Source organism: Microbacterium testaceum (genome assembly GCF_001476655.1).
GTDB lineage: Bacteria > Actinomycetota > Actinomycetes > Actinomycetales > Microbacteriaceae > Microbacterium > Microbacterium testaceum_C.
Genome location: NZ_LDRT01000034.1, coordinates 1 through 20,431 on the forward strand (window position 1 = coordinate 1; position 20,431 = coordinate 20,431).

The following is a 20,431-nucleotide window of genomic DNA, read 5'->3' on the forward strand; positions in this document are numbered from 1 at the left end:
GAACGCATGCGATCGCCGAGACCGCACTCGTTTGCCGAGACCGCATGCCTGTGCGCGCAAACGCGTGCGGCCTCGCCGATCGCATGCGTTCTCGGGGTCGCGGCGGCGGCTGGCGTGGCCGCGAGACGCCGCGCCGGGCGCGTCAGAAGACGATCGTGTGGTTGCCGTGGCGGATGACGCGGTCTTCCGCGTGCCACAGCACGGCGCGCGACAGCACCTGGCGCTCGACGTCGGCTCCGCGGCGGGCGAGCTCGGCGGCGGAGTCGGCGTGCGTGACGCGCACGGTGTCCTGCTCGATGATCGGACCCTCGTCGAGGTCGCTCGTGACGTAGTGGGAGGTGGCGCCAATGAGCTTGACCCCGCGCTCCTTCGCCTTCTTGTAGGGCTCGGCGCCGATGAAGGCCGGGAGGAAGGAGTGGTGGATGTTGATCACCGGCACCCCGATCTTCTCGAGGAAGTCGGCGGAGAGGATCTGCATGTAGCGCGCGAGCACGACGAAGTCGACGTTGCCGACCAGCAGCTCGAGGATCCGGGCTTCGGATGCCGACTTGTCGGGCCCGGGCGTGGAGGGGACGTGGAAGAAGGGCACGCCGAACGAGCGCACGTCCTCGGCCGCCGTGGTGTGGTTCGACACGACCATCGGGATACTGACGGGCAGATCGCCGCGGCGGTGACGCCACAGGAGGTCTAGGAGGCAGTGGTCCTGCTTCGACGCGAGGATCGCCATGCGCTTGGGCGTGGAGAGGTCGGTGAGCGTCCACTCCAGCTCGAAGCCGTCGCCGAGCGTCCGGGCCAGGTCGGCCTCGATCTCGGGGAAGGCGGCGGCGAGGTTCGGCCGGAAGAACACGACGCGCTGGAAGTACGCGCCCCCGCGCGGGTCGTCCGAGTACTGGTCGAAGGCGACGATGTTGCCGCCCTGGCGGGCGATGAGCGCCGACACCGCGGCGATGATGCCGGGGGTGTCGCTGCCGTGGACGATGAGGCACGCGTGATCGGGCTGCAGGTGGGGGCTCGCGGAGACCATCGGACCATTCTGCCGTGCCCGGGTGAGGTCGCCGACCACGCCCCGTCGCGTGTTCGCCGCGGTCAGAGGCGGACCACGACCTTGCGCGCCGAGACGCCCGCCCGCTGCCGGTCGAGGGCGTTCTGGATCGCAGCGAGTCCGGTGCCGACGACCATCGGCTCGGGGAGGGCGCGCAGGCGCTCGTCTGCCAGGAGCTGCGGCACCACCTCGCCCCACAGTCGTGGTCCGAGGGCGTCGTCGCGCAGGCTGCTTCCCCAGACGAAAGCGGCACGGATGCCACGGCGTCGGGCGCGCAGCATCGACCGCGCCGTCGCGAGCCCGATGCGCGAGAAGACGGGGATCATCGCGGGGAACAGACGGCGGCGGCCGACCAGGCCGGCGAGCGAGTAGGGGGTGCTCGCGAGGGCCAGCCGCGTGCCGCCGGTGCGCGCGAGCACAGCGATGCACGCGTTCGCCGATCCGGCTCCGAGCGCGACGGCACCGATGACGGGGCGTGAGCCGATGGCGGCGACGAGGTCGTCGACGGCCGTCGGGGAGTCGTGGTCGGCGACGGCGTCGGCTCCGAGTGATCGCACGAGGTCGGCGTTGCGCGGCGACGCGGTGCTGACGACGTCGTATCCGGCTGCTCGCGCGAGCTGGACGGCGTTCATTCCGACGCTGGTCGACCCGCCCCAGACCACCACCACGCCGGCACCGCGGTCCCCGGTATCGGCGGAGGGGAGGGAGAGCCCGAGGTGGGCGGGTTGGAACAGCGCGCAGGCCGCGGTCGACAGACCGAGGGGGAGGACCGCGGCCTCTTCGTCGGTGAGCGACGCGGGGGTCGCCGTCGTGAGCCGCTCGCTCAACACGGTGGCATCCTGGAACGCGCCCTCGCGAAGGGGGTCGCGCCCGCGGTCGGTACCGGTCGCGAGGCCGAAGACCCGCTGGCCGACGCGGAATCGCGTGACGTTCTCGCCCGTCGCGAGGACTTCCCCCGCGACGTCCGAGCCGAGGACCGCGGGGGTACGCAGCCACCGATACGTCACACGGCTGGTGCCCTGGATCACCCAGTCGACCGGATTGACGGCGACGGCACGCACTCGGACGAGGAGCTCGTCGGGGCCCGGCGTCGGGGTGGGGAGGGTCGTCGCGGTCAGGCGGGCGCGGGGTGCCGGCATGATCGCCGCAGCGTGGGAGGACATCGGAGCCTTTCCGCAGTGATGACACGAAGTGTCTTCACTATAGACCTGATGTCACCAAGTGACATCACCTATGCTCGAAAGCATGGCGAGATGGGCTCCGGACACGAGAGAGCGGCTCCGCGCCGCCGCCCTCGAGCTCTTCGAAGAGCGCGGTTTCGGTGTCACGACCGTGCCCGACATCGTCGAGCGCGCCGGCGTCACGCGGCGGACCTTCTTCCGCCACTTCAGCGACAAGCGCGAGGTCTTCTTCGGCGACGACGAGATCCCGGCCCAGGCGACCGCGATGCTCGCCGCCGCGCCGGACGGAGCCGCCCCGTTCGCCATCGCCTGGACGGGGCTGCGGGCGCTCGCCGCCGAGAGATTCGAGCCGCGGCGCGACCAGATGGCGGCATCCCGCCGCATCATCGAGGCGGAGCCCGCTCTACGAGAACGCGACCTGCAGAAGCAGGCCGACCTGCGCGAGGCGATCCGCGCGGGGTGCGCCGCGCGGGGCAGTGATCCGCTCACGTCCCGCGTGGTCGCGGGCCTCACCGTCGAGCTGCTGCAGACAGCCCTCGAGCGCTGGTTGTCGGATGAGAACCGGATGCCGCTGACCCGCCATCTCGATGCGGTCCGGCAGCGCATGTCCGACGTGCTCGGCGACCTTTCGTCCTGACAGGTCGGATCCCCGCCCCCCCCGGGGCACCCGCGCCGGAGCGGTCGCGACGCCTGCCCGCGACCGATGTCGGCGGGCGCGGATAGCCTGGAACCGTGACCGAAACCCTGCGCCTTGACCGCCCCGGATGGCGCACGTGGTTGCTGTGGGGTATCGGTCTCCTCGCGTACGTCGTGTCGATCGTGAACCGCACCTCGCTGTCGGCCGTGGGCGTCGACGCGGCCACGCGCTTCCACGCCGACGCTTCGGCGCTGTCGATGTTCGCGGTGATCCAGCTGTTCGTCTACGGCGCGATGCAGATCCCGGTCGGCCTCCTCCTCGATCGCTTCGGCGCGCGCCCGATCATCGCGACCGGCATGCTGCTGATGGCGGCGGGTCAGCTCGTCATGGCGTTCGCCGACGCGGTGGGGATCGGCATCCTGGCCCGCGTGCTCATCGGAGCGGGTGACGCGGCGATCTTCCCGAGCGTGCTGCGCGTGATCGCCACGTGGTTCCCCGCGCAGAGAGCGCCGCTCCTCGTGCAGCTCACCGGGATCATCGGGCAGTTCGGGCAGATCATCGCCGTCGTCCCGCTCGCCGCCCTCCTGCACGCGACGAGCTGGAGCGTGGCCTTCGGCAGCGTCGCCGGTCTCGGTGTGCTCTTCGGCGTGCTGACGTATCTGATCATCCGCAACCGTCCTCCGGAACGCCGCGCCGACCCCGTCGACACCTCCGTCGACACGCAGACGGGTGCGATCCGGGTCGTGAAGTCGTCCGCCGACCTGCGGCAGGGGTTCCGGGAGTCGTGGGCGCACCCCGGCACACGACTGGGGTTCTGGTCGCACTTCGCCACGCCGTTCGCGGGCACCGCGTTCATGCTGCTGTGGGGTTTCCCGTTCCTCACCGCGGGCGAGGGGCTCGCGCCGGCCACCGCGTCGCTGATCATGACGACACTCGTCTTCTTCGGCATCCTGTGCGGACCGGTGATCGGTGCGCTGTCGAGTCGGCATCCGACACGGCGCTCCCGCTGGCTCGTCCTTCCGACGGTGGTGTTCCAGGCGGCGGTGTGGATCGTCGTCATCGTCTGGCCGGGGCCGGCACCCGTCTGGCTGCTGATCGTGCTGATGTTCGCGCTGTCGACCGGGGGGCCGGCATCGATGATCGCGTTCGACCACGCCCGCACGTTCACGCCGAGTCACCGGCTCAGCACCGCCACCGGCATCGTGAACGGCGGCGGATTCCTCGCCGCGCTCCTCGCGATCCTCTTCATCGGCATCGCGATGGACGTGCAGGGCGCCGGTACCCCCGACACCTACTCCCTCGATGCCTTCCGCTGGGCGTTCCTCATGCAGGTTCCGCTGTGGCTCGTCGGCGGGATCGCGATCGCGGTCGAGCGCGGGCGCACGATCCGCCACGTGGGCGGGATCGACAAGCTGCCCCGCTGACGGCTCACCTCTAATCGGTCAGTCGACTCCACAGGTCCGCGAGCATCGGGGCGATGTCGGATGCGCGCTCCGCGGATCCGGATGCCACGGCGCCGAGCGGGAACACCGTCACCGCCAGTGCGACGAGCACGGCGAGCATGACCCACACGATCGCGACGCCGGTGCGACGGCGGGTGAGTGCGAGCAGAAGCAGTCCCGCGACGAGGACGACGCCGACCATCGTCACGAGGGTCACGCTCAGCGCGGGGAAGGGGATGAGGCCCGCGGTCGAGGCGGTGGCTCCGGCGAGGAACCCGACGAGCGGCAGGAAGAGCCCCAGGGCGATGAGGACGATGAGCCCCGCGCCGACCCCGGTCGCGAGGAGCACCCCGCGCGCGCGGCGGGCCGTGGTGATGCGTCCGGCTCTCATCGTCTCTTCCTTCCGACGGGCCCGTGCGGTGCGGGCACTCACGGGGGAGACGAGTCGACTCGCTGATTCGTCACGGTCCGGATGAGCGCGGCGTCCGTCCGTCGGTCGTGCTGCGTGGGGCGGGCCCGGTGGACTCGCGCACGAGCAGGTGCGTCGGGATCAGGGTCGTACGAGTGGCCGGGAGCTGCTCGGCGTTGAGGACGGTCACCAGTCGACTTGCCGCGATGCGTCCGGCCTGCTCGGTGTCGCCGGCGATCGTCGTCAGGGGAGGATTGCAGAAGTCGGCGCCGAAGATGTCGTCGCAGCCGACGATGCTGAGGTCGCGGGGCACTTCCACGCCGCGCCTGCTGAGGCGCTGCAGCATTCCGATCGCGAGCAGGTCGTTGAAGGCCACGCAGGCCGTCGCCTGGGTGACGACAAGCGCATCCGCCGCGGCCGCGCCCCCTTCCCGCGTCGGCGGATGGGGGCCGACGAGGACCGCGGTCATGCCCTGTTCCTGGACCTGCTCCTCGAACTCGTGCCAACGCCACCGGTTCTGCCACGAGTCGGGCGGGCCGGAGACGAAGGCGACGGTCTCGTGACCGAGGGCCTTGAGATGGTCGATCGCCTGACGAAGGCCGACCCGGATGTCGATCAGCACCCCCGGGATCTGATCATGCTGACGATTGATGACGGCGACGGGGAGGTGCCCCGCAGCCTCGACGAGCGCAGCGGAGTCGAGGCGGGTCGCCGACAGGATCGCGCCGTCGACGAGTCCGCTCAGCTGTTCGAGCGTGTCGGACTCGGTCCGGCCTGATTCGCCCGTGTCGATGAGCAACTGCAGGAAGCCCGCCGCGCGCAATTGCTCTTGCGTGGATCGGATGATGTCGAAGTAGAACGGGTTCGTCACGTCCGGAACGAGGAGGGCGACGAGACCGCGCCGGGTGGGCCGTGCGGCGACGTACCCGAGCTCTCGTGCCGCGTCGAGGATCCGTTCTCTCGTCTGGGCGTTGATGCGATCGGGCTTGTTGAGTGCCCGCGACACCGTGGACGTCGCGACGCCGGCGCGCTGTGCCACGTCGCGCGCGGTGACTTTCCCCATCGACCTGCTCCGTCCTTCCGAACAACTTTTGGCAAGACACTACATCTGTTGCCACGCGAGACGTGTTCGACGAGCTTTCCGGGCGATAGGGCGCAGAATCTGAGGATTCTGATATGGCAACTAATGGCAATTTGTTGACCATATCTGGCTATGACGATTCCATGATGAGGGAGTGGCCCCACCACTCCACGTCCCTCAGACACGAAGGCTGAACAATGAAGTCAACCTCTCTCAAGGTCGCGGCGGTCTCCGCCGGCCTTCTCCTGCTCGCGGGCTGCACAGCGGGTGGATCGAACGGCTCAGGCGGCGAAGGCGGGTCGACCGACATCCTCAAGATCGGTCAGATCGGCGACGTCTCGTCGTGGGATCCGGCCCAGGCGCACGTCGGTCACGCCCTGATGCCCTACCAGGTCGTCTACGACAGCCTGTTGCGTCGCGAGCCCGACGGCACCCTCGTGCCCATGCTCGCCACGGACTGGTCGTACGACGATTCGCGAACAGTGCTGACCGTCGACCTTCGTGACGACGTCACGTTCAGCGACGGGACGCCGTTCAACGCCGAGGCCGTCAAAGCAAACCTCGATCACTTCAAAGGCGCGAACGGCCGTCAGGCCGTCCAGCTGACCCAGTACCAGTCCACCACCGTGGTCGACGACGACACCGTTCAGATCGCGCTCGTTCAGCCCGATCCCGCGATGGAGTACTACCTCAGCCAGGCTGCCGGTCTGATGGCGAGTCCTGCCGCGATCGCGGGCGGCTCGCTCGAGACGACCCCGGTCGGATCCGGGCCGTACGTCTTCGACACCGCCAACTCGGTGCGCGACTCGCAGGCGGTGTTCACCGCGCGAGAGGGGTACTGGGACCCTTCGCTCCAGAAGTTCTCCGGTGTCGAGCTGCGAAACCTCGAGGAGCTGTCGGCTCGCGTCAACGCGATCCTCTCCGGGCAGGTCGACTTCACCACGCTCGATGCGAAGTCGGCCGCCCAGGTCGAGGGGGCGAAGCTCGCGGTCATCCCCGACTACCAGGTCGACTGGACAGGCACTTCGATCCTCGACCGCGCGGGTCAGCTCGTTCCCGCCCTCGGCGACGTGCGCGTGCGCCAGGCGATGAACTACGCGGTCGATCGTGAGACGCTCCTGCAGGAGCTTCAGCTCGGCTACGGCACGGCGACCAGCCAGGTGTTCGGCCCGGACAGCTCGGCCTACGTGTCCGACCTCGAGAACCGCTATCCCTACGACCCGGCCAAGGCCAAGCAACTTCTCGCGGAGGCGGGCTACGCCGACGGCTTCGACCTCACGCTCCCGGTCATCTCGGCGTTCTCGACCCAGGTGACCGCGATCGCGCAACAGTTGGGCGACGTGGGAATCCGCGTGACGCAGGAGACGGTGCCCGGTCCGGACTACGTCGCCAACATCGTCCAGGGTCGCTATCCCGCGTTCAACTTCAACCTCGCCCAGACTGAGACGTGGGTTGCGATCAACCAGCTCGTCTCGCCCACGGCGACCTTCAACCCGTTCGACACCACCTCGCCCGAGCTGGAGGCCCTGCTGGCGAAGGTGCAGTCCGGCGGCGCCGATGCCGACGCCGCGGCGCAGGACGTCAACCGCTACGTCACCGACAACGCGTGGTTCCTGCCGCTGTACCGGATCGACCAGATCGCCGCCTACGACCCGACCGCTCTGAGCGTCCAGGCGCAGGTGCAGATGGCCATCCCGTCGATCTACAACTTCGCTCCGGCGAAGTAGATCCCACCCACACCTTCCTGCGCCCGGGGCGAGCCCGTCACCGGGCGCAGGAGACACGGTCGGAGTTCCCATGCTCATGTTCACACTGCGCCGCTTGGCTGCGGGGGTCGTGCTCCTCGTCGTCATCACCGCGCTGACGTACACCCTGCTCTTCTTCTCCAGCTCGAGCATCGCCCGCAACATCCTGGGCGAGCAGGCATCCGAGGAGCAGATCGCGTTGAAAGAGGCCGAGCTCGGTCTCGACCAACCGCTGCCGGTGCGCTTCTTCGGCTGGGTCGAGGCAGCCCTCCGCGGCGACTTCGGACGGTCATGGTTCAACGGCGAGCCGGTCATCGGTGCGCTGGTCAACCGGGCGCCCGTCACCCTGACGCTCATGATCGTCTCGATCGTTCTCGTGGCGATCGTGGCGACAGCCCTCGGCGTCCTCGCCGCCGTCCGCCGCGGGTGGGTCGACCGGGTCGTCCAGGTCGGCGCTGTCGTCGGCGATGCGATCCCGGGCTTCGTGCTGGCGATCATCCTCGTCGCGGTCCTCGCGGTCCAGCTCGCGATCTTCCCCGCGGTGTCCACCATTCAGCCCGGCGCCGGAGCAGCCGCTTGGATCGCCTCGCTCACCCTGCCCGTGATCGCGATCGTGCTGAATTACGTCACGTCCAGCGCTCAGCAGATCCGCAGTGCCGTCATCAAGCAGCTCGAACAGGACTATGTGCGCACGCTACGCAGTCGGGGCATCGGTGAGGGAGAGATCGTCCTCAAGCACGTGCTGCGCAGCGCCGCGCCCGCGGGTCTCACGGTCCTCAGTCTGCAATTCATCGGTCTGCTCGGCGGTGTCGTCATCCTCGAGCGGGTCTTCGCGATTCCCGGACTCGGTGCCTTGGCCGTCGGAGCGACGGTCCGCGGCGACATTCCGATCGTCATGGGCGTCGTCATCCTCACCGTCCTGATCGTGATCGTCGTGAATCTGCTGGTCGATCTCGCCAACGGTGCACTCAACCCGAAGGTTCGTCTCTCATGACCGATGTCATCCGGACCCCCGCTCTCACCACCCGCGTCCCTCGCGGCCAGGTCCGCCGGTTCTTCCGCAACCCGCTGGCTCTCGTCTCCGTCTCGGTGCTGGGCGCGATCGTCGCCCTCGCCGCGCTCGCGCCACTCATCGCGCCGTTCGACCCGAACTTCGCCGACGTCGGACACACGCTCGCCGACCCCGGCGGAGCCAACCTGCTCGGCACCGACAGCGCCGGGCGCGATGTGTTCACCCGCCTGCTGTACGGCGCGCAGCTGACGCTGATGTCAGCGCTGCTGTGCGCGGTGGTCGCGATCGGGCTCGGTCTGCCCGCCGGACTCATCGCCGGGTTCTACGGCGGCCCGTTCGACAGTGCTTCCAGCTGGGTCACCAACCTCATCATCAGCCTGCCCGGCATCATCGTGCTGCTGTCGGTGCGCGCCGCGCTCGGACCGTCGGTGTGGATCTCGATGGTGGCATTCGGCATCCTGCTCAGTCCGGGCTATTTCCGGCTCACGCGCACCGCGGTCCAGGCCGTTCGCAACGAGTTGTACGTCGACGCGGCCCGGGTCGTCGGGCTGAGCGACGCCCGCATCATCGCTCGACACATCCTGTCCGTCGTGCGTGCTCCCCTCATCATCCAGACGGCGCTCATCTTCGGGGTCGCCATCGCGGTGCAGAGCGGACTGCAGTTCCTCGGCCTGGGGGACCCTTCCGAGGCGTCGTGGGGCGAGATGCTCGGCGACGGGTTCCAGAACATCTACATTCAGCCTCTCCTGATGCTGTGGCCCGTGCTCGCGATCGGTCTCACGATCGGATCGCTCGTGCTGCTCGGTAACGCCATTCGCGACGCCCTCGAGGACAAGCGCGTGGTCAGCGCTCCGCGTGGCCGGTCCGCGCCCGCCCCGACGGCGACCGTCACGGAACAGATCCCGGATGCCGCCGACGTGCTGTTGCAGGTGTCGAACCTCGGCGTCGGGTATCCCTCGGCGGACGGCGGCCACCACCCCGTGGTTCGCGGGGTCTCGCTCGAGATCGCACAGGGAGAGGTCCTCGGCCTCGTCGGCGAGTCCGGTTCGGGCAAGTCGCAGACGGCGTTCTCGATCCTCGGGCTGCTGCCGGCGAGCGCGCGCATCCTGACGGGGACGATCTTCTTCCGGGGTGAGGCCCTCGTGCGCGGCGGAGTCCGCGACGCCGCTCTCATGCGCCGTCTGCGCGGTCGTCGCATCGCCTACATCCCGCAGGAACCGATGTCGAACCTCGATCCGGCGTTCAAGATCGGCGCCCAGTTGATGCGCCCCATGGTCAAGCTCCTCGGACTCTCGAAGAAGCAGGCTCGGGCGAAGGCTCACGCGCTCCTGGCCAGCGTCGGCATCCCTGACCCCGACCGGGTGCTCGCGTCATACCCGCACGAGATCTCGGGAGGGATGGCCCAGCGCGTGCTGATCGCGGGAGCACTGAGTTGCGACCCCGACCTGATCATCGCCGACGAACCCACCACGGCGCTCGACGTGACCGTGCAGGCCGAGGTGCTCGACGTGCTGCGCGCGATGCAGGAGCGGACGGGGGTCGCGGTGCTGCTGGTCACGCACAACATGGGCGTCATCGCCGACATTGCCGACCGTGTCGCCGTGATGCGGCAGGGCGAGATCGTCGAGACGGGGAGCGTCGAGCAGATCCTCTCGGCCCCCGCGCACCCGTACACGCAAGCGCTGTTGGGCAGCATGCTCGTCGGACGCGAGCCCCTCACTCCGCTCGGCGTCGGCGGTGTCGACGCGAACGCGACAGCATCGGGACCTGTCGACCCTGCGGTGGCGCTGGCCATCGCCGACAGCGATCGGGAGGAGCCGCTGTCGGATGCGGCGAGGACCGCCCTGAGGGAGGAGATCTGATGGAATCGCCGCTGCTGGAGGTCGACCGCCTCGTCGTCGAGTATCGGTCGAAGGGCCTCTTCCGTCCGGCGCACCGCGTGCTCCACGACGTGTCGCTGTCGGTCGCCCCGAACAAGACGCTCGGTCTGGTCGGCGAGTCGGGCTCGGGCAAGACCACCATCGGTCGCGCCGTGCTGGGACTTGCTCCCGTGACCGCCGGCGCCATCCGCTTCGACGGACGTGACATCTCGCACGCGAGCCGACGCGAACGCCGAACCCTGAGCCGGGACATCCAGGTGATCTTCCAGGATCCCTACACGTCGTTGAACCCTGCGATGGAGGTCGGCGAGATCCTCGCCGAGCCCCTGTCGGCTCAGGGCATCGGCCGAACCGAGGCGCAGACGCGGATCGCACGCCTTCTCGACCGCGTGGGCCTGCCCGCCGACGCGCGACATCGCCTGCCGAACGAGTTCTCCGGCGGCCAGCGCCAGCGGGTCGCGATCGCCCGCGCGCTCGCCCTGAGCCCGAAGCTCATCGTGTGCGACGAGCCGGTCAGCGCCCTCGACCTCACGACGCAGGCGCGCGTGCTCGATCTGCTGCTGGAGATTCAACGGGACACCGGGGTGGCGTACCTCTTCATCTCGCACGATCTCGATGTCGTGCACCACATCAGTCATGACGTCGCCGTGCTGTACCGCGGCGAGATCGTGGAGAACGGCCCCGCGTCGCGTGTCACACGTGAGCCGCAGCATCCCTACACGCAACGACTGCTTCTGGCAGCCCCCGTTCCCGACCCCGCTGTGCAGCGCGAGCGGCGAGCCCAACGGCTCGCTCTGGCCGCCCAGAGCGCCGAATGACCTCCCCAACCCCCCCCGGTTCCACCGACAGGAGACCCCGTGTTGAAGCCGATCCCGACCGCAACCCGTGAACAGCTGATCCTCGACGGGCTGTGGCTGTTCGCGCTCGACCACGACGACGCACCCGAGCCGTGGCGCGCGCGCCTGGACACGACGCGCGAGGCCCCGGTGCCGGCCAGCTACAACGACGTCTTCGCCGACCAGGAGATCCACGACCACGTCGGCTGGGTCTGGTACCAGCGCGTCGTACGCGTTCCCCGCGGATGGGACGGTCAGCGCATCGTCCTGCGCGTGGATGCCGCCACCCACGAGGGCGTGGTCTACGTCGACGACGCGGAGGTCGTGCGTCACGTGGGCGGGTACACCCCCTTCGAAGCGGATGTCACCGCGCGCGTGCGTGCGGGTGACGAGGTGCGCATCACGATCGGCGTCAACAACGAGCTGACGAACGAGACGATCCCCCCGGGCATGATCACCGTCGCCGACGACGGCCGGCGGAAACAGGGCTACCGTCACGACTTCTACAACTACGCCGGCCTCGCCCGGTCGGTGCGCCTGTACGCGACGCCTCTCGCGTACGTCGACGACGTCACGGTGCGCACCGACATCGAGGGAGCCGACGGCATCCTCCGCTACGACGTCGCGACCGTGGGCGCCGGTGCGGTGCGGGTCGCGGTGCGCGATCTCGACGGCGCGATCGTGGCATCCGGATCGGGAGCCTCGGGCACGCTCAGGATCCCCGATGCGCGGCTGTGGGGGCCGGGCGCCGGCAACCTGTACGGGCTCGAGATCCATCTCGTCGACGGCGACGATCTCGTCGACGAATACGTGCTCGACGTCGGCATCCGGACCGTGGAGGTGCGCGGCGCCGCGTTCCTCATCAACGGTCGCCCGTTCTCGTTCCGCGGTTTCGGCAAGCACGAGGACAGTGCGATCCGCGGCCGCGGTTTCGACGCGGCCCTCATGGTCCACGACTTCGCGCTGATGGAGTGGACCGGAGCGAACTCGTTCCGCACCTCCCACTACCCGTACGCCGAGGAGTTCCTCGACTACGCCGATCGCCACGGCATCGTCGTGATCGACGAGACCGCCGCGGTCGGCCTGAACCTCGGCCTGGGCGGCGGTGTGCACGGGCGCGTCACCGAGCCCGCGTTCTCGCCGACGATGTTCAGCGACCGCACGCAGACCGCGCACGCCCAGGGCGTGCGCGAGCTGATCGCGCGCGACAAGAACCACCCGTCGGTGGTCATGTGGTCGATCGCGAACGAGCCGGAGTCGGTCGAAGAGGGAGCGCGCGAGTACTTCGTGCCGCTGGTGGAGCTCGCGCGCGAACTCGACCCCACGCGTCCTCTGACGTACGCGAACGAGTACCGCGGGACGTTCCACAACGACCGTCTCGCCGACCTCTTCGACGTGATCTGCCTCAACCGCTACTACGGCTGGTACATCGACACCGGTGATCTGCGTACGGCGGAGAAGAAGCTCGAGGAAGAGCTGCGCGGCTGGGGCCGCACGTTCGGCAAGCCGATCATCATCACCGAGTACGGATCCGACACCATGGCGGGACTGCACTCCGTGCTGACCCAGCCGTGGAGCGAAGAGTTCCAGCGTGATCTGCTCGACGTGTACCACCGCGTCTTCGACCGTGTCGACGAGGTGATCGGCGAGCACGTCTGGAACTTCGCCGACTTCCAGACCTCGGCCGGCATCATCCGCGTCGACGGCAATCGCAAGGGAGTGTTCACGCGCGACCGTCGTCCGAAAGAGGCCGCCCACCTGTTGCGGGCGCGCTGGATGGACAAGGCGCGCGTGGACGGCGACGCCTGATGTCGACGCTCACCGACCCCGGCACGGATCGTGCCGCGCGGCGCGCCGATCGCCTGCTGCCCCTCGAACCGGGGACGCGTGCTCGGGCACGCGAGCTGTACGCGCGCGTGGCGGCACGCCCGATCCTGTCACCGCACGGTCACGTCGACCCCCGCTTGTTCGTCGAGGACGCCCCTTTCCCCGACCCCGTCGCGCTGTTCATCCGGGACGACCACTACGTCACGCGCCTGCTGCACGCTGACGGCATCCCTCTCGCCGACCTGGGCCTGGGGCGGCCCTGGGACGATGTCGATACCCGCGCGGTCTGGCGCACGTTCTGCGACCGTGGGCACCTGTTCGCCGGAACCGCGTCGGGGTACTGGCTGCGCGCGACGTTGGACGACGTCTTCGGCATCGACATCGCGATCGACGGCACCCACGCCGACGACCTGTACGACGCGATCGCCTCGCGCCTGACCGAGCCGGCCCTGCGCCCCCGGGCGCTTCTGCGGGAGTTCGGGATCGAGGTCCTCGCCACCACGGACGATCCCCTGGACCCGCTCGACGCGCACCGCACGATCGCTCAGGATGCCGGCATCCACACCCTCGTGCGTCCGACCTTCCGCCCCGACGCCTACATCGACCCCGCGAACGACCGGTGGGGCGCGAACGTCGACGCTCTGCTGGGCGCGTCCGGAGGCGCGGGTTACCGCGGCTATCTGGAGGGCCTTCAGGCGCAGCGTCTTCGCTTCGTGCGGGCGGGGGCGACCTCGGCGGACTTCGGGGTGCTCTCTCCCGCCACCGTCGAGCTCGATGAGTCCACCGCATCCGGTCTCTTCGACCGTGCGCGAGCGGGCGCGGCGACTCCCGCGGAGAAGGCGCTGTTCCTGGCCCACATGCTCTTCGAGAGCGCGCGGATGTCGGTCGAGGACGGCCTGGTGATGACGCTGCACGCGGGTGTGCTGCGAAACCATCACGGCCCCACGTTCGCCGTGCTCGGCCCTGATCGCGGCCACGATATCCCCGTGCCGACGACGTTCGTCGAGGGCCTGCGTCCGCTATTGGAGCGCTTCGGCACCGAGCCGGGCTTCCAACTCGTGCTCTTCACCGTCGACGAGACGACCTACTCGCGCGAGATCGCTCCGCTGGCGGGTTTCTACCCGAGCGTCTACATCGGCGCACCGTGGTGGTTCCTCGACGCCCCCGAGGCGGCGCGCCGCTTCCGCGCGGCGACGGTGGAGACCGCCGGCTTCTACCGCGGATCCGGCTTCATCGACGACACGCGCGCGTTCCTTTCGATCCCGGCTCGTCACGACATGGCCCGACGCGTCGACGCGGGCTACCTCGCCGGTCTGGTCGAGGACGGGCGCCTGAGCATGTCGCAGGCGGAGGCGATCGCGGACGATCTCGTGGATGCCATCCCCCGACGGGCGTTCCGACTGTGAGCGCGTCCGTGTCCCCGTCGTCACCCGCGATCGCCGGTGCGCGCCTCGACGCGCGTGTCGCCGCCGCCGTCGACGCCACGGCCACGCGCCGCCCGCCCGTGCGGATCGTTCACCTTGGGCTGGGGGCATTCCACCGCTCGCACCAGGTGTGGTTCACCGCCCGGGCCGACCCCGCGGGCGAGTGGGGGATCGCGTCCTTCACCGGGCGCTCTCCGCGCGCGGCGCGGGCCGTCGCAGAACAGGACGGCTTCTACACGGTGGTCGAACGCTCCGGCGCGGGGGAGGACCACCGCCTGGTCGGGCACCTCGTCGCCGCGCACGACGGCGCGGACCTCGACGCCCTCGGTCGTCTGCTCGAACGGCCCGAGGTCGCGATCGTCACCCTCACCGTGACCGAGGCGGGATACCGTCTCGGCCCCGACGGGCACGCGGACATCGACCGCTGGCGCAGCGCGGGCGACACCGCGCCAGAGCTCTCGACGGCCGTCGCCCGCTTGGCGTACGGCCTAGAGCGTCGTCGTCGCGCGGGAGGCCCCGCCCTCGCCGTCGTGCCCTGCGACAACATCCCCGACAACGGCGCGGTCGTCGAGCGAGCGCTGCGGGGGTTCGCCGAGGAGGTCGCCCCCGATCTCGCCGGGTGGATCGCCGGCCACGTGTCGTTCGTGTCGACGGTGGTCGATCGCATCACGCCCGCGACCACGTCGGACGACATCGCCGCGTTGCGCGAGACGGTCGGATACGAGGACCGGGCGATGGTGGTCACCGAGCCGTTCGCCGAGTGGACCCTGGCGGGGGACTTCCCCGCGGGGCGACCGCGATGGGAGGACGCCGGAGCGCGTTTCGTCACCGACGTCGGCGCCTTCGAACGGCGCAAGCTATGGATGCTCAACGGTGCGCACACGCTGCTGGCGACGACCGCGCGGGTGCACGGCCACGAGAGCGTGGCCACCGCTTTCGCGGATGCCGAGGTGCGCACCCGCGTCGAGGAGTACTGGGACGCGGTCTCCGCCGTGCTGCCCGATCCCGCACTGGACCTGCCGAACTACCGGCGTGCCCTCGCCGCGCGCTTCGCCAACTCGCGCATCGAGCACCGCCTCGACCAGATCGCGGCCGAGACCGCGGCCAAGCTCCGCATCCGCACGGTCGCCGTGATCGCCCGATGCCGCCCCGACGATGTTCCGGACGCGCTCCTGCTGCCGCTCGCCGGCTGGATCGGCGGCGTGCTCAGCGGCCGACGCGACCCCGACGCCGAGACGGCCGCCATCGAGGATGCCGCTCGAGCCGACGACCCCGTCGCAGCGCTCCTCGCCGTCGTCGACGACGGCCTCATCGGCATCCCCGGGGTCGTCGCGCGCGTGCGTGCGCTCGTCGACACCGACACCCCTCAGCGCCCGACGGGCGCGATCCCCGCACACCCAGGAGGACACTCGTGATCATCGACCGGGCCGAAGTCATCGTCACCAGCCCCGACCGCAACTTCGTCACGTTGCGGCTGACCACAGACGACGGTCTCGTCGGCATCGGCGACGCGACCCTGAACGGCCGTGAGCTCGCCGTCGTCGCCTACCTCGCCGAGCACGTCGTGCCGCTGCTCCTGGGCCGCGATGCGCACCGCATCGAGGACACCTGGCAGTTCCTCTACCGCTCGGCGTACTGGCGGCGGGGTCCTGTCACGATGGCCGCGATCGCGGCCGTCGACATGGCGCTGTGGGACCTCAAGGGCAAGAGTCTCGGCGTACCGGTGTACCAGCTGCTCGGGGGCGCCTCGCGCACCGGCCTCCTCGCCTACGGGCACGCGTCGGGGAAGACGACCGAGGAGATCTTCGACTCGGTGCGGGCTCACCAGGAGCAGGGCTATCGTGCCATCCGCGTGCAGACCGGCGTCCCGGGCCTGAAATCGATCTACGGCATCGCCTCGAACGCGACCTTCGAGGCGAACAAGGGCGTGCGCTACGACCACGAGCCCGCGCAGCGCGGAGCGCTGCCGGCCCAGGAGGACTGGGACACCCGTTCGTACCTGCGCCACGTGCCGACGGTGTTCGAAGCGGTGCGCAACGAGTTCGGCCCCGAGGTGCCGCTTCTGCACGACGCCCACCACCGGCTGACGCCGATCCAGGCGGCGTCGCTCGGCAAGAGTCTCGAGCCGTACGACCTGTTCTGGCTCGAGGACTGCACACCCGCGGAGAATCAGGAGGCCCTGCGCCTGGTCCGCCAACACACGACCACGCCACTGGCGATTGGCGAGATCTTCAACACCGTGTGGGACTACCAGCAGATCATCCGCGAGCAACTCATCGACTACGTCCGCTCGGCCGTCACCCACACGGGCGGGATCACCCACCTGAAGAAGGTCCTCGACTACGCCTCGCAGTACCAGATCAAGTCCGGCATGCACGGGCCGACCGACATCTCTCCCGTCGGCATGGCCGCGGCGATGCACCTGGGGCTGTCGATCCACAACTTCGGCATCCAGGAGTACATGAAGCACGGCGAGAAGACCGACCGGGTCTTCCAGCAGTCGTTCACCTGGGAGGACGGGATGCTGCACCCCGGCGAGAAGCCGGGTCTCGGCGTGGAGCTCGACGTCGATGAGGCCGGCAAGTATCCGTACCAGCAGGCCTATCTGCCGTACAACCGCCTGCACGACGGGACGGTGCACGACTGGTGAGCCGCGGCGAGGCAGGCGGCCATTCACCCTGCCGCGATGGTGGCCGCCGCCTCGCCGACGGACGAGCCGACCGGCGAGACGAGCCGACCGGTGAGCGAGCCCCGGTGCGAGACTGAGACGGTGATGTCTCTCCCTCGCCCCATCGATATCCACGAGCTCACCACCGTCGACGACGTGCATACCGCTGCGGCTGTGTTCGACGCCGTCTGGGTCGGAGACCGCGCGACGATGCCGGCGAACATCCTGCGGGCGCTCGAGCACTCCGGCAACTACGTCGTCGGGCTCTTCGACGAGGGCCGCATGATCGGCGCTTCGGCGGCTTTCTTCGGTCCGCCCGCCGATCGGTCGATGCACTCCCACATCACCGGCGTCCTGCCCGGCTATCAGGGCCGTGGCCTCGGTCGTCAGCTGAAGAGTCACCAGCGGGAGTGGGCGCTCGCACGCGGCGTCGGGCGGATCACCTGGACCTTCGACCCCCTGATCGCGCGCAACGCGCACTTCAATCTCGCCATCCTCGGCACGCGCGTGACCGACTACCTTGTCAACCAGTACGGCGAGATGCCCGACGACGTGAACCGCGGCGACGAGTCGGACCGACTGATGATCTCGTGGGCGCTGGCCGAACCGCCCGCTCCGACACCGGCGGATGACACCGTTCGCGCGGTCGTCGAGATCCCCGACGACATCGAGGCCCTCCGCCGCACCGACCCGCCGGCCGCCGCCGCGTGGCGCGTGCGCGTGCGGGACGAACTGCGGGGGCAGCTGGCATCCGGCCGTCGGATCGGCGGCTTCGACCGCCGCGGCTATCTGATCGTCTGAGCCTCAGTCGCCGGAGACGGGTTCGTCCTTCTCGGCCGCCGGGTCGCCCTGACCCGGTCCCGGACGCACGGCGGCGTCGTCGCGCACGTCGATGCGCGTGACGCCGTCGTGCTCGGTGACGTCGAAGCGCGGTGCCGCGTCTTCTTCGGTCGCCTTCGGAGCCGACGTCAGCTGGTCGTGACGGTTCTCTTCGAAGCTCTTCTCGTCGCTCATCGCGTCCTCACTCTCCCGCCGAACGCCACGCGTCCGAGTCCATGTGCGAGCCCGCCTGCGGCCCCATCTGCAGCATTCCGCCGTCGACGACCCAGCCGGCGCCCGTGACGTACGAGCCCGAGGGCGAAGCGAGGAAGCGGATCACGTCGGCGATCTCCTCGGGCTTGCCCGGGCGACCGAGGGGGATTCCGGGGCGGTGGGTGCGCTCGGCATCCTCCGGCGACATGTCGTTGATCGGGGTGGCGATCTCTCCCGGCGCGACGGCGTTGGCAGTGATGCCGTACTGGCCGAGTTCGAGGGCCATGGTCTTGATGAGACCGCCGACGCCGTGCTTCGCGGCGACGTACGGCGCGGAGCCGACCCGCGGCTGGTGCTCGTGCACGCTCGACACGACGATGAGTCGTCCGCCCGTCCGGGCCTTCACCATGCGGCGCGCGGCCGTGTGGAGGGCGAGGAATGCGCCGTCGAGGTTGAGGGAGATGTCGGTGCGCCACGTGTCGAAGTCGAGGTCGAGGAACGAGCCGCCGATCCCGCCGCCGGCGTTGTTGACGAAGACGTCGAGGCCGCCGAGCTCGTCGGCCATGGCGTTCACGGCATCCGGGACCGCGTCGAAGTCGGTCGCGTCGAACTGCGCGACGATCGCGCGGGATCCGCGGGCGCGCACCGCGGCGGCCGTCTCTTCCGCGCCGTCCTTGTCGGAGTGGTAGGTGACCGCGACGTCCATTCCGGCGTCGGCGAGGGCGAGGGCGGTGGCCGCGCCGATGCCCGAGTCCGAGCCGGTGACGATCGCTTGGCGGGGGGTGAAGTCGTCGCTCATGCGCCCGACGGTACGCGCGCGGAGCCGCACGGGCGTCGGCCTTGCCAGGCTCGGACGCGGGCGTTACGGTCGCGGGCCTGTCGCGGGCCGGGCCGTGCCGGGCCGTGCCGGGCCGGGGCTGGGCCGGGGCCGGGCTGGGCTGGGCCGTGCCGTGCCGGCCCGGGCGTGCACAACTCCTGCATTCCCCCGCGGTCGAGGCCCGCAAGCCCGCACGCGGCGCGTTCTGCAGGAGGTGTGCCCGGCCGTCGCGGCACAGTTCAGGATGCCCGCCGTCGCCGTCGCCGTCGGTCCCCGCCGTTCCGGCCACCTGTCGGCACGGTGCGGCGGGGGTCCTGCGTCGTACACAACTCCTGCATTTCCTCGCGGCGGCGGCCCGTCCGGGACCATGCGGCGGATTCTGCCGGAGCTGTGCCCGGCCGCCGCGCAGCGCAGGAAGCCCCCAGCCGTCGCCGCCGCGGTCCGTCCCGGCCGCCCCTCGGCCCGCGGCGCGGAATTCCTGCGTCTCCGGCCGGGCCCCGCTAGCCTGCCGTCATGCCCGTGACCCGCCCCGCCTCGCCCGTGACCCTGGATGCCGTGGAGCTCCGCGTCCTGCACCTGCCGCTCGTGTCGCCCTTCACCACGTCGTTCGGCACGGAGACCGTGCGCGAGGTCATCGTCGTGGCCGCCGAGACCGTCGACGGCCGCGGATGGGGCGAGGTCGTGACCTCCGCCGAGCCGTACTACTCCAGCGAGTACACCCAGGGAGCGTGGGACGTCCTGTCGCGATTCCTCGCTCCGGCCCTGCTCGAGCGCCGTACCGTCGCACCCGAGGAGGTCGCCGGCATCCTGGCCCCCGTCGTCGGGCATCGCATGGCCAAGGCGGGCCTCGAGCTCGCGGTGATCGACGCCGCGCTGCGCGCCGAGGGGCGCCCTTTCGGGCAGTACCTCGGTGCCGTGCACGACCGGGTGCCCTCGGGGGTCTCGGTCGGCATCCAGCGCGACCCGGGAGCGCTCGTCGAGGCCGTGGGCGGCTACCTCGACGACGGGTACGTGCGCATCAAGATCAAGATCAAGCCCGGCCGCGACGTCGCCGACACCGTGGCCGTCCGCGAGGCATTCGGTGGCATACCCCTCCAAGTGGATGCCAACTCGGCCTACACCCTCGCCGACGCCGACACGTTGGCGGAGCTCGACGCCTTCGACCTCCTGCTCATCGAGCAGCCCCTCCAGGAGGACGATCTCCTCGACCACGCCACCCTCGCTCAGCGCCTGCGCACGCCGGTGTGCCTCGACGAGTCGATCGTCTCGGACAAGGCCGCCGCCGACGCCCTCGCCCTCGGCTCCGCGGCGATCATCAACATCAAGGCCGGCCGCGTCGGCGGGTATCTCGAGGCCGTCGCGATCCACGACCGCGCCGTCGCCGCGGGGATCCCGGTG

The 20,431-nt window shown here is 70.0% G+C and carries 18 protein-coding genes; 12 read left to right on the plus strand and 6 right to left on the minus strand.

What is annotated here, in order from left to right:
* Positions 1–142: 142 nt before the first annotated feature.
* Together purU and NS220_RS06265 are read right to left on the minus strand one after the other, a co-directional pair.
* On the minus strand, positions 143–1,024 hold the full coding sequence (gene purU, locus NS220_RS06260; protein WP_058623243.1) for a formyltetrahydrofolate deformylase: 882 nt from the start codon (positions 1,022–1,024) through the stop codon (positions 143–145).
* A gap of 62 nt (positions 1,025–1,086) precedes the next feature.
* Positions 1,087–2,205, minus strand: coding sequence for a zinc-binding alcohol dehydrogenase family protein (locus tag NS220_RS06265; protein ID WP_058623228.1), 1,119 nt, complete (start codon positions 2,203–2,205; stop codon positions 1,087–1,089).
* A gap of 82 nt (positions 2,206–2,287) precedes the next feature.
* On the opposite strand from NS220_RS06265, the gene NS220_RS06270 reads away from it, so the two are divergent.
* Both NS220_RS06270 and NS220_RS06275 read left to right on the plus strand, forming a co-directional pair.
* Entirely contained in the window at positions 2,288–2,860 is a 573-nt protein-coding gene (locus tag NS220_RS06270; RefSeq protein ID WP_058623229.1) for a TetR family transcriptional regulator, read from the plus strand.
* Positions 2,861–2,955: 95 nt separating this feature from the next.
* On the plus strand, positions 2,956–4,284 hold the full coding sequence (locus NS220_RS06275; protein WP_058623230.1) for an MFS transporter: 1,329 nt from the start codon (positions 2,956–2,958) through the stop codon (positions 4,282–4,284).
* Between the two features lie 10 nt (positions 4,285–4,294).
* Here NS220_RS06275 and NS220_RS06280 read toward each other — a convergent pair whose 3' ends face one another.
* Together NS220_RS06280 and NS220_RS06285 are read right to left on the minus strand one after the other, a co-directional pair.
* Positions 4,295–4,693: a hypothetical protein gene (locus NS220_RS06280; protein ID WP_058623231.1), complete on the minus strand. Its 399-nt coding sequence runs from the start codon at positions 4,691–4,693 to the stop codon at positions 4,295–4,297.
* Between the two features lie 70 nt (positions 4,694–4,763).
* Complete coding sequence (locus tag NS220_RS06285) at positions 4,764–5,774, minus strand: LacI family DNA-binding transcriptional regulator (RefSeq protein WP_058623232.1); 1,011 nt, start codon at positions 5,772–5,774, stop codon at positions 4,764–4,766.
* 215 nt (positions 5,775–5,989) lie between these two features.
* Between NS220_RS06285 and NS220_RS06290 the strand changes: the two genes are divergently transcribed.
* The 9 genes from NS220_RS06290 (at position 5,990) to NS220_RS06330 (ending at position 17,985) form a co-directional block, all read left to right on the plus strand.
* Entirely contained in the window at positions 5,990–7,519 is a 1,530-nt protein-coding gene (locus tag NS220_RS06290) for an ABC transporter substrate-binding protein (protein ID WP_058623233.1), read from the plus strand.
* A 70-nt stretch (positions 7,520–7,589) separates the two neighbouring features.
* Positions 7,590–8,531 (plus strand): ABC transporter permease, encoded by a 942-nt coding sequence (locus NS220_RS06295; protein ID WP_058623234.1) that lies wholly within the window; start codon positions 7,590–7,592, stop codon positions 8,529–8,531.
* Positions 8,528–10,411 (plus strand): dipeptide/oligopeptide/nickel ABC transporter permease/ATP-binding protein, encoded by a 1,884-nt coding sequence (locus NS220_RS06300; protein WP_058623235.1) that lies wholly within the window; start codon positions 8,528–8,530, stop codon positions 10,409–10,411. Before NS220_RS06295 ends, NS220_RS06300 begins: the two co-directional genes overlap by 4 nt.
* Positions 10,411–11,247, plus strand: a complete 837-nt coding sequence (locus tag NS220_RS06305) for an ATP-binding cassette domain-containing protein (protein ID WP_058623236.1) — start codon at positions 10,411–10,413, stop codon at positions 11,245–11,247. Before NS220_RS06300 ends, NS220_RS06305 begins: the two co-directional genes overlap by 1 nt.
* Positions 11,248–11,286: 39 nt before the next feature.
* Positions 11,287–13,074, plus strand: coding sequence for a beta-glucuronidase (gene uidA, locus NS220_RS06310; protein WP_058623237.1), 1,788 nt, complete (start codon positions 11,287–11,289; stop codon positions 13,072–13,074).
* Positions 13,074–14,498, plus strand: a complete 1,425-nt coding sequence (gene uxaC / locus NS220_RS06315; protein ID WP_058623238.1) for a glucuronate isomerase — start codon at positions 13,074–13,076, stop codon at positions 14,496–14,498. Before uidA ends, uxaC begins: the two co-directional genes overlap by 1 nt.
* An 8-nt stretch (positions 14,499–14,506) precedes the next feature.
* A complete protein-coding gene (locus NS220_RS06320; RefSeq protein WP_242864547.1) occupies positions 14,507–15,931 on the plus strand; it encodes a mannitol dehydrogenase family protein in 1,425 nt (474 codons plus the stop codon).
* A complete protein-coding gene (manD, locus tag NS220_RS06325) occupies positions 15,928–17,166 on the plus strand; it encodes a D-mannonate dehydratase ManD (protein WP_058623240.1) in 1,239 nt (412 codons plus the stop codon). Before NS220_RS06320 ends, manD begins: the two co-directional genes overlap by 4 nt.
* A 123-nt stretch (positions 17,167–17,289) precedes the next feature.
* Complete coding sequence (locus tag NS220_RS06330; RefSeq protein WP_058623244.1) at positions 17,290–17,985, plus strand: GNAT family N-acetyltransferase; 696 nt, start codon at positions 17,290–17,292, stop codon at positions 17,983–17,985.
* Between the two features lie 3 nt (positions 17,986–17,988).
* On the opposite strand, the gene NS220_RS06335 is transcribed toward NS220_RS06330, so the two are convergent.
* A complete protein-coding gene (locus tag NS220_RS06335) occupies positions 17,989–18,198 on the minus strand; it encodes a hypothetical protein (RefSeq protein ID WP_058623241.1) in 210 nt (69 codons plus the stop codon).
* A gap of 7 nt (positions 18,199–18,205) precedes the next feature.
* A complete protein-coding gene (locus tag NS220_RS06340; protein ID WP_058623242.1) occupies positions 18,206–19,015 on the minus strand; it encodes an SDR family oxidoreductase in 810 nt (269 codons plus the stop codon).
* Positions 19,016–19,546: 531 nt separating this feature from the next.
* Here NS220_RS06340 and menC point away from each other — a divergent pair.
* On the plus strand, positions 19,547–20,431 hold an 885-nt coding region (gene menC, locus NS220_RS06345), incomplete at its 3' end, for an o-succinylbenzoate synthase (RefSeq protein ID WP_058623245.1).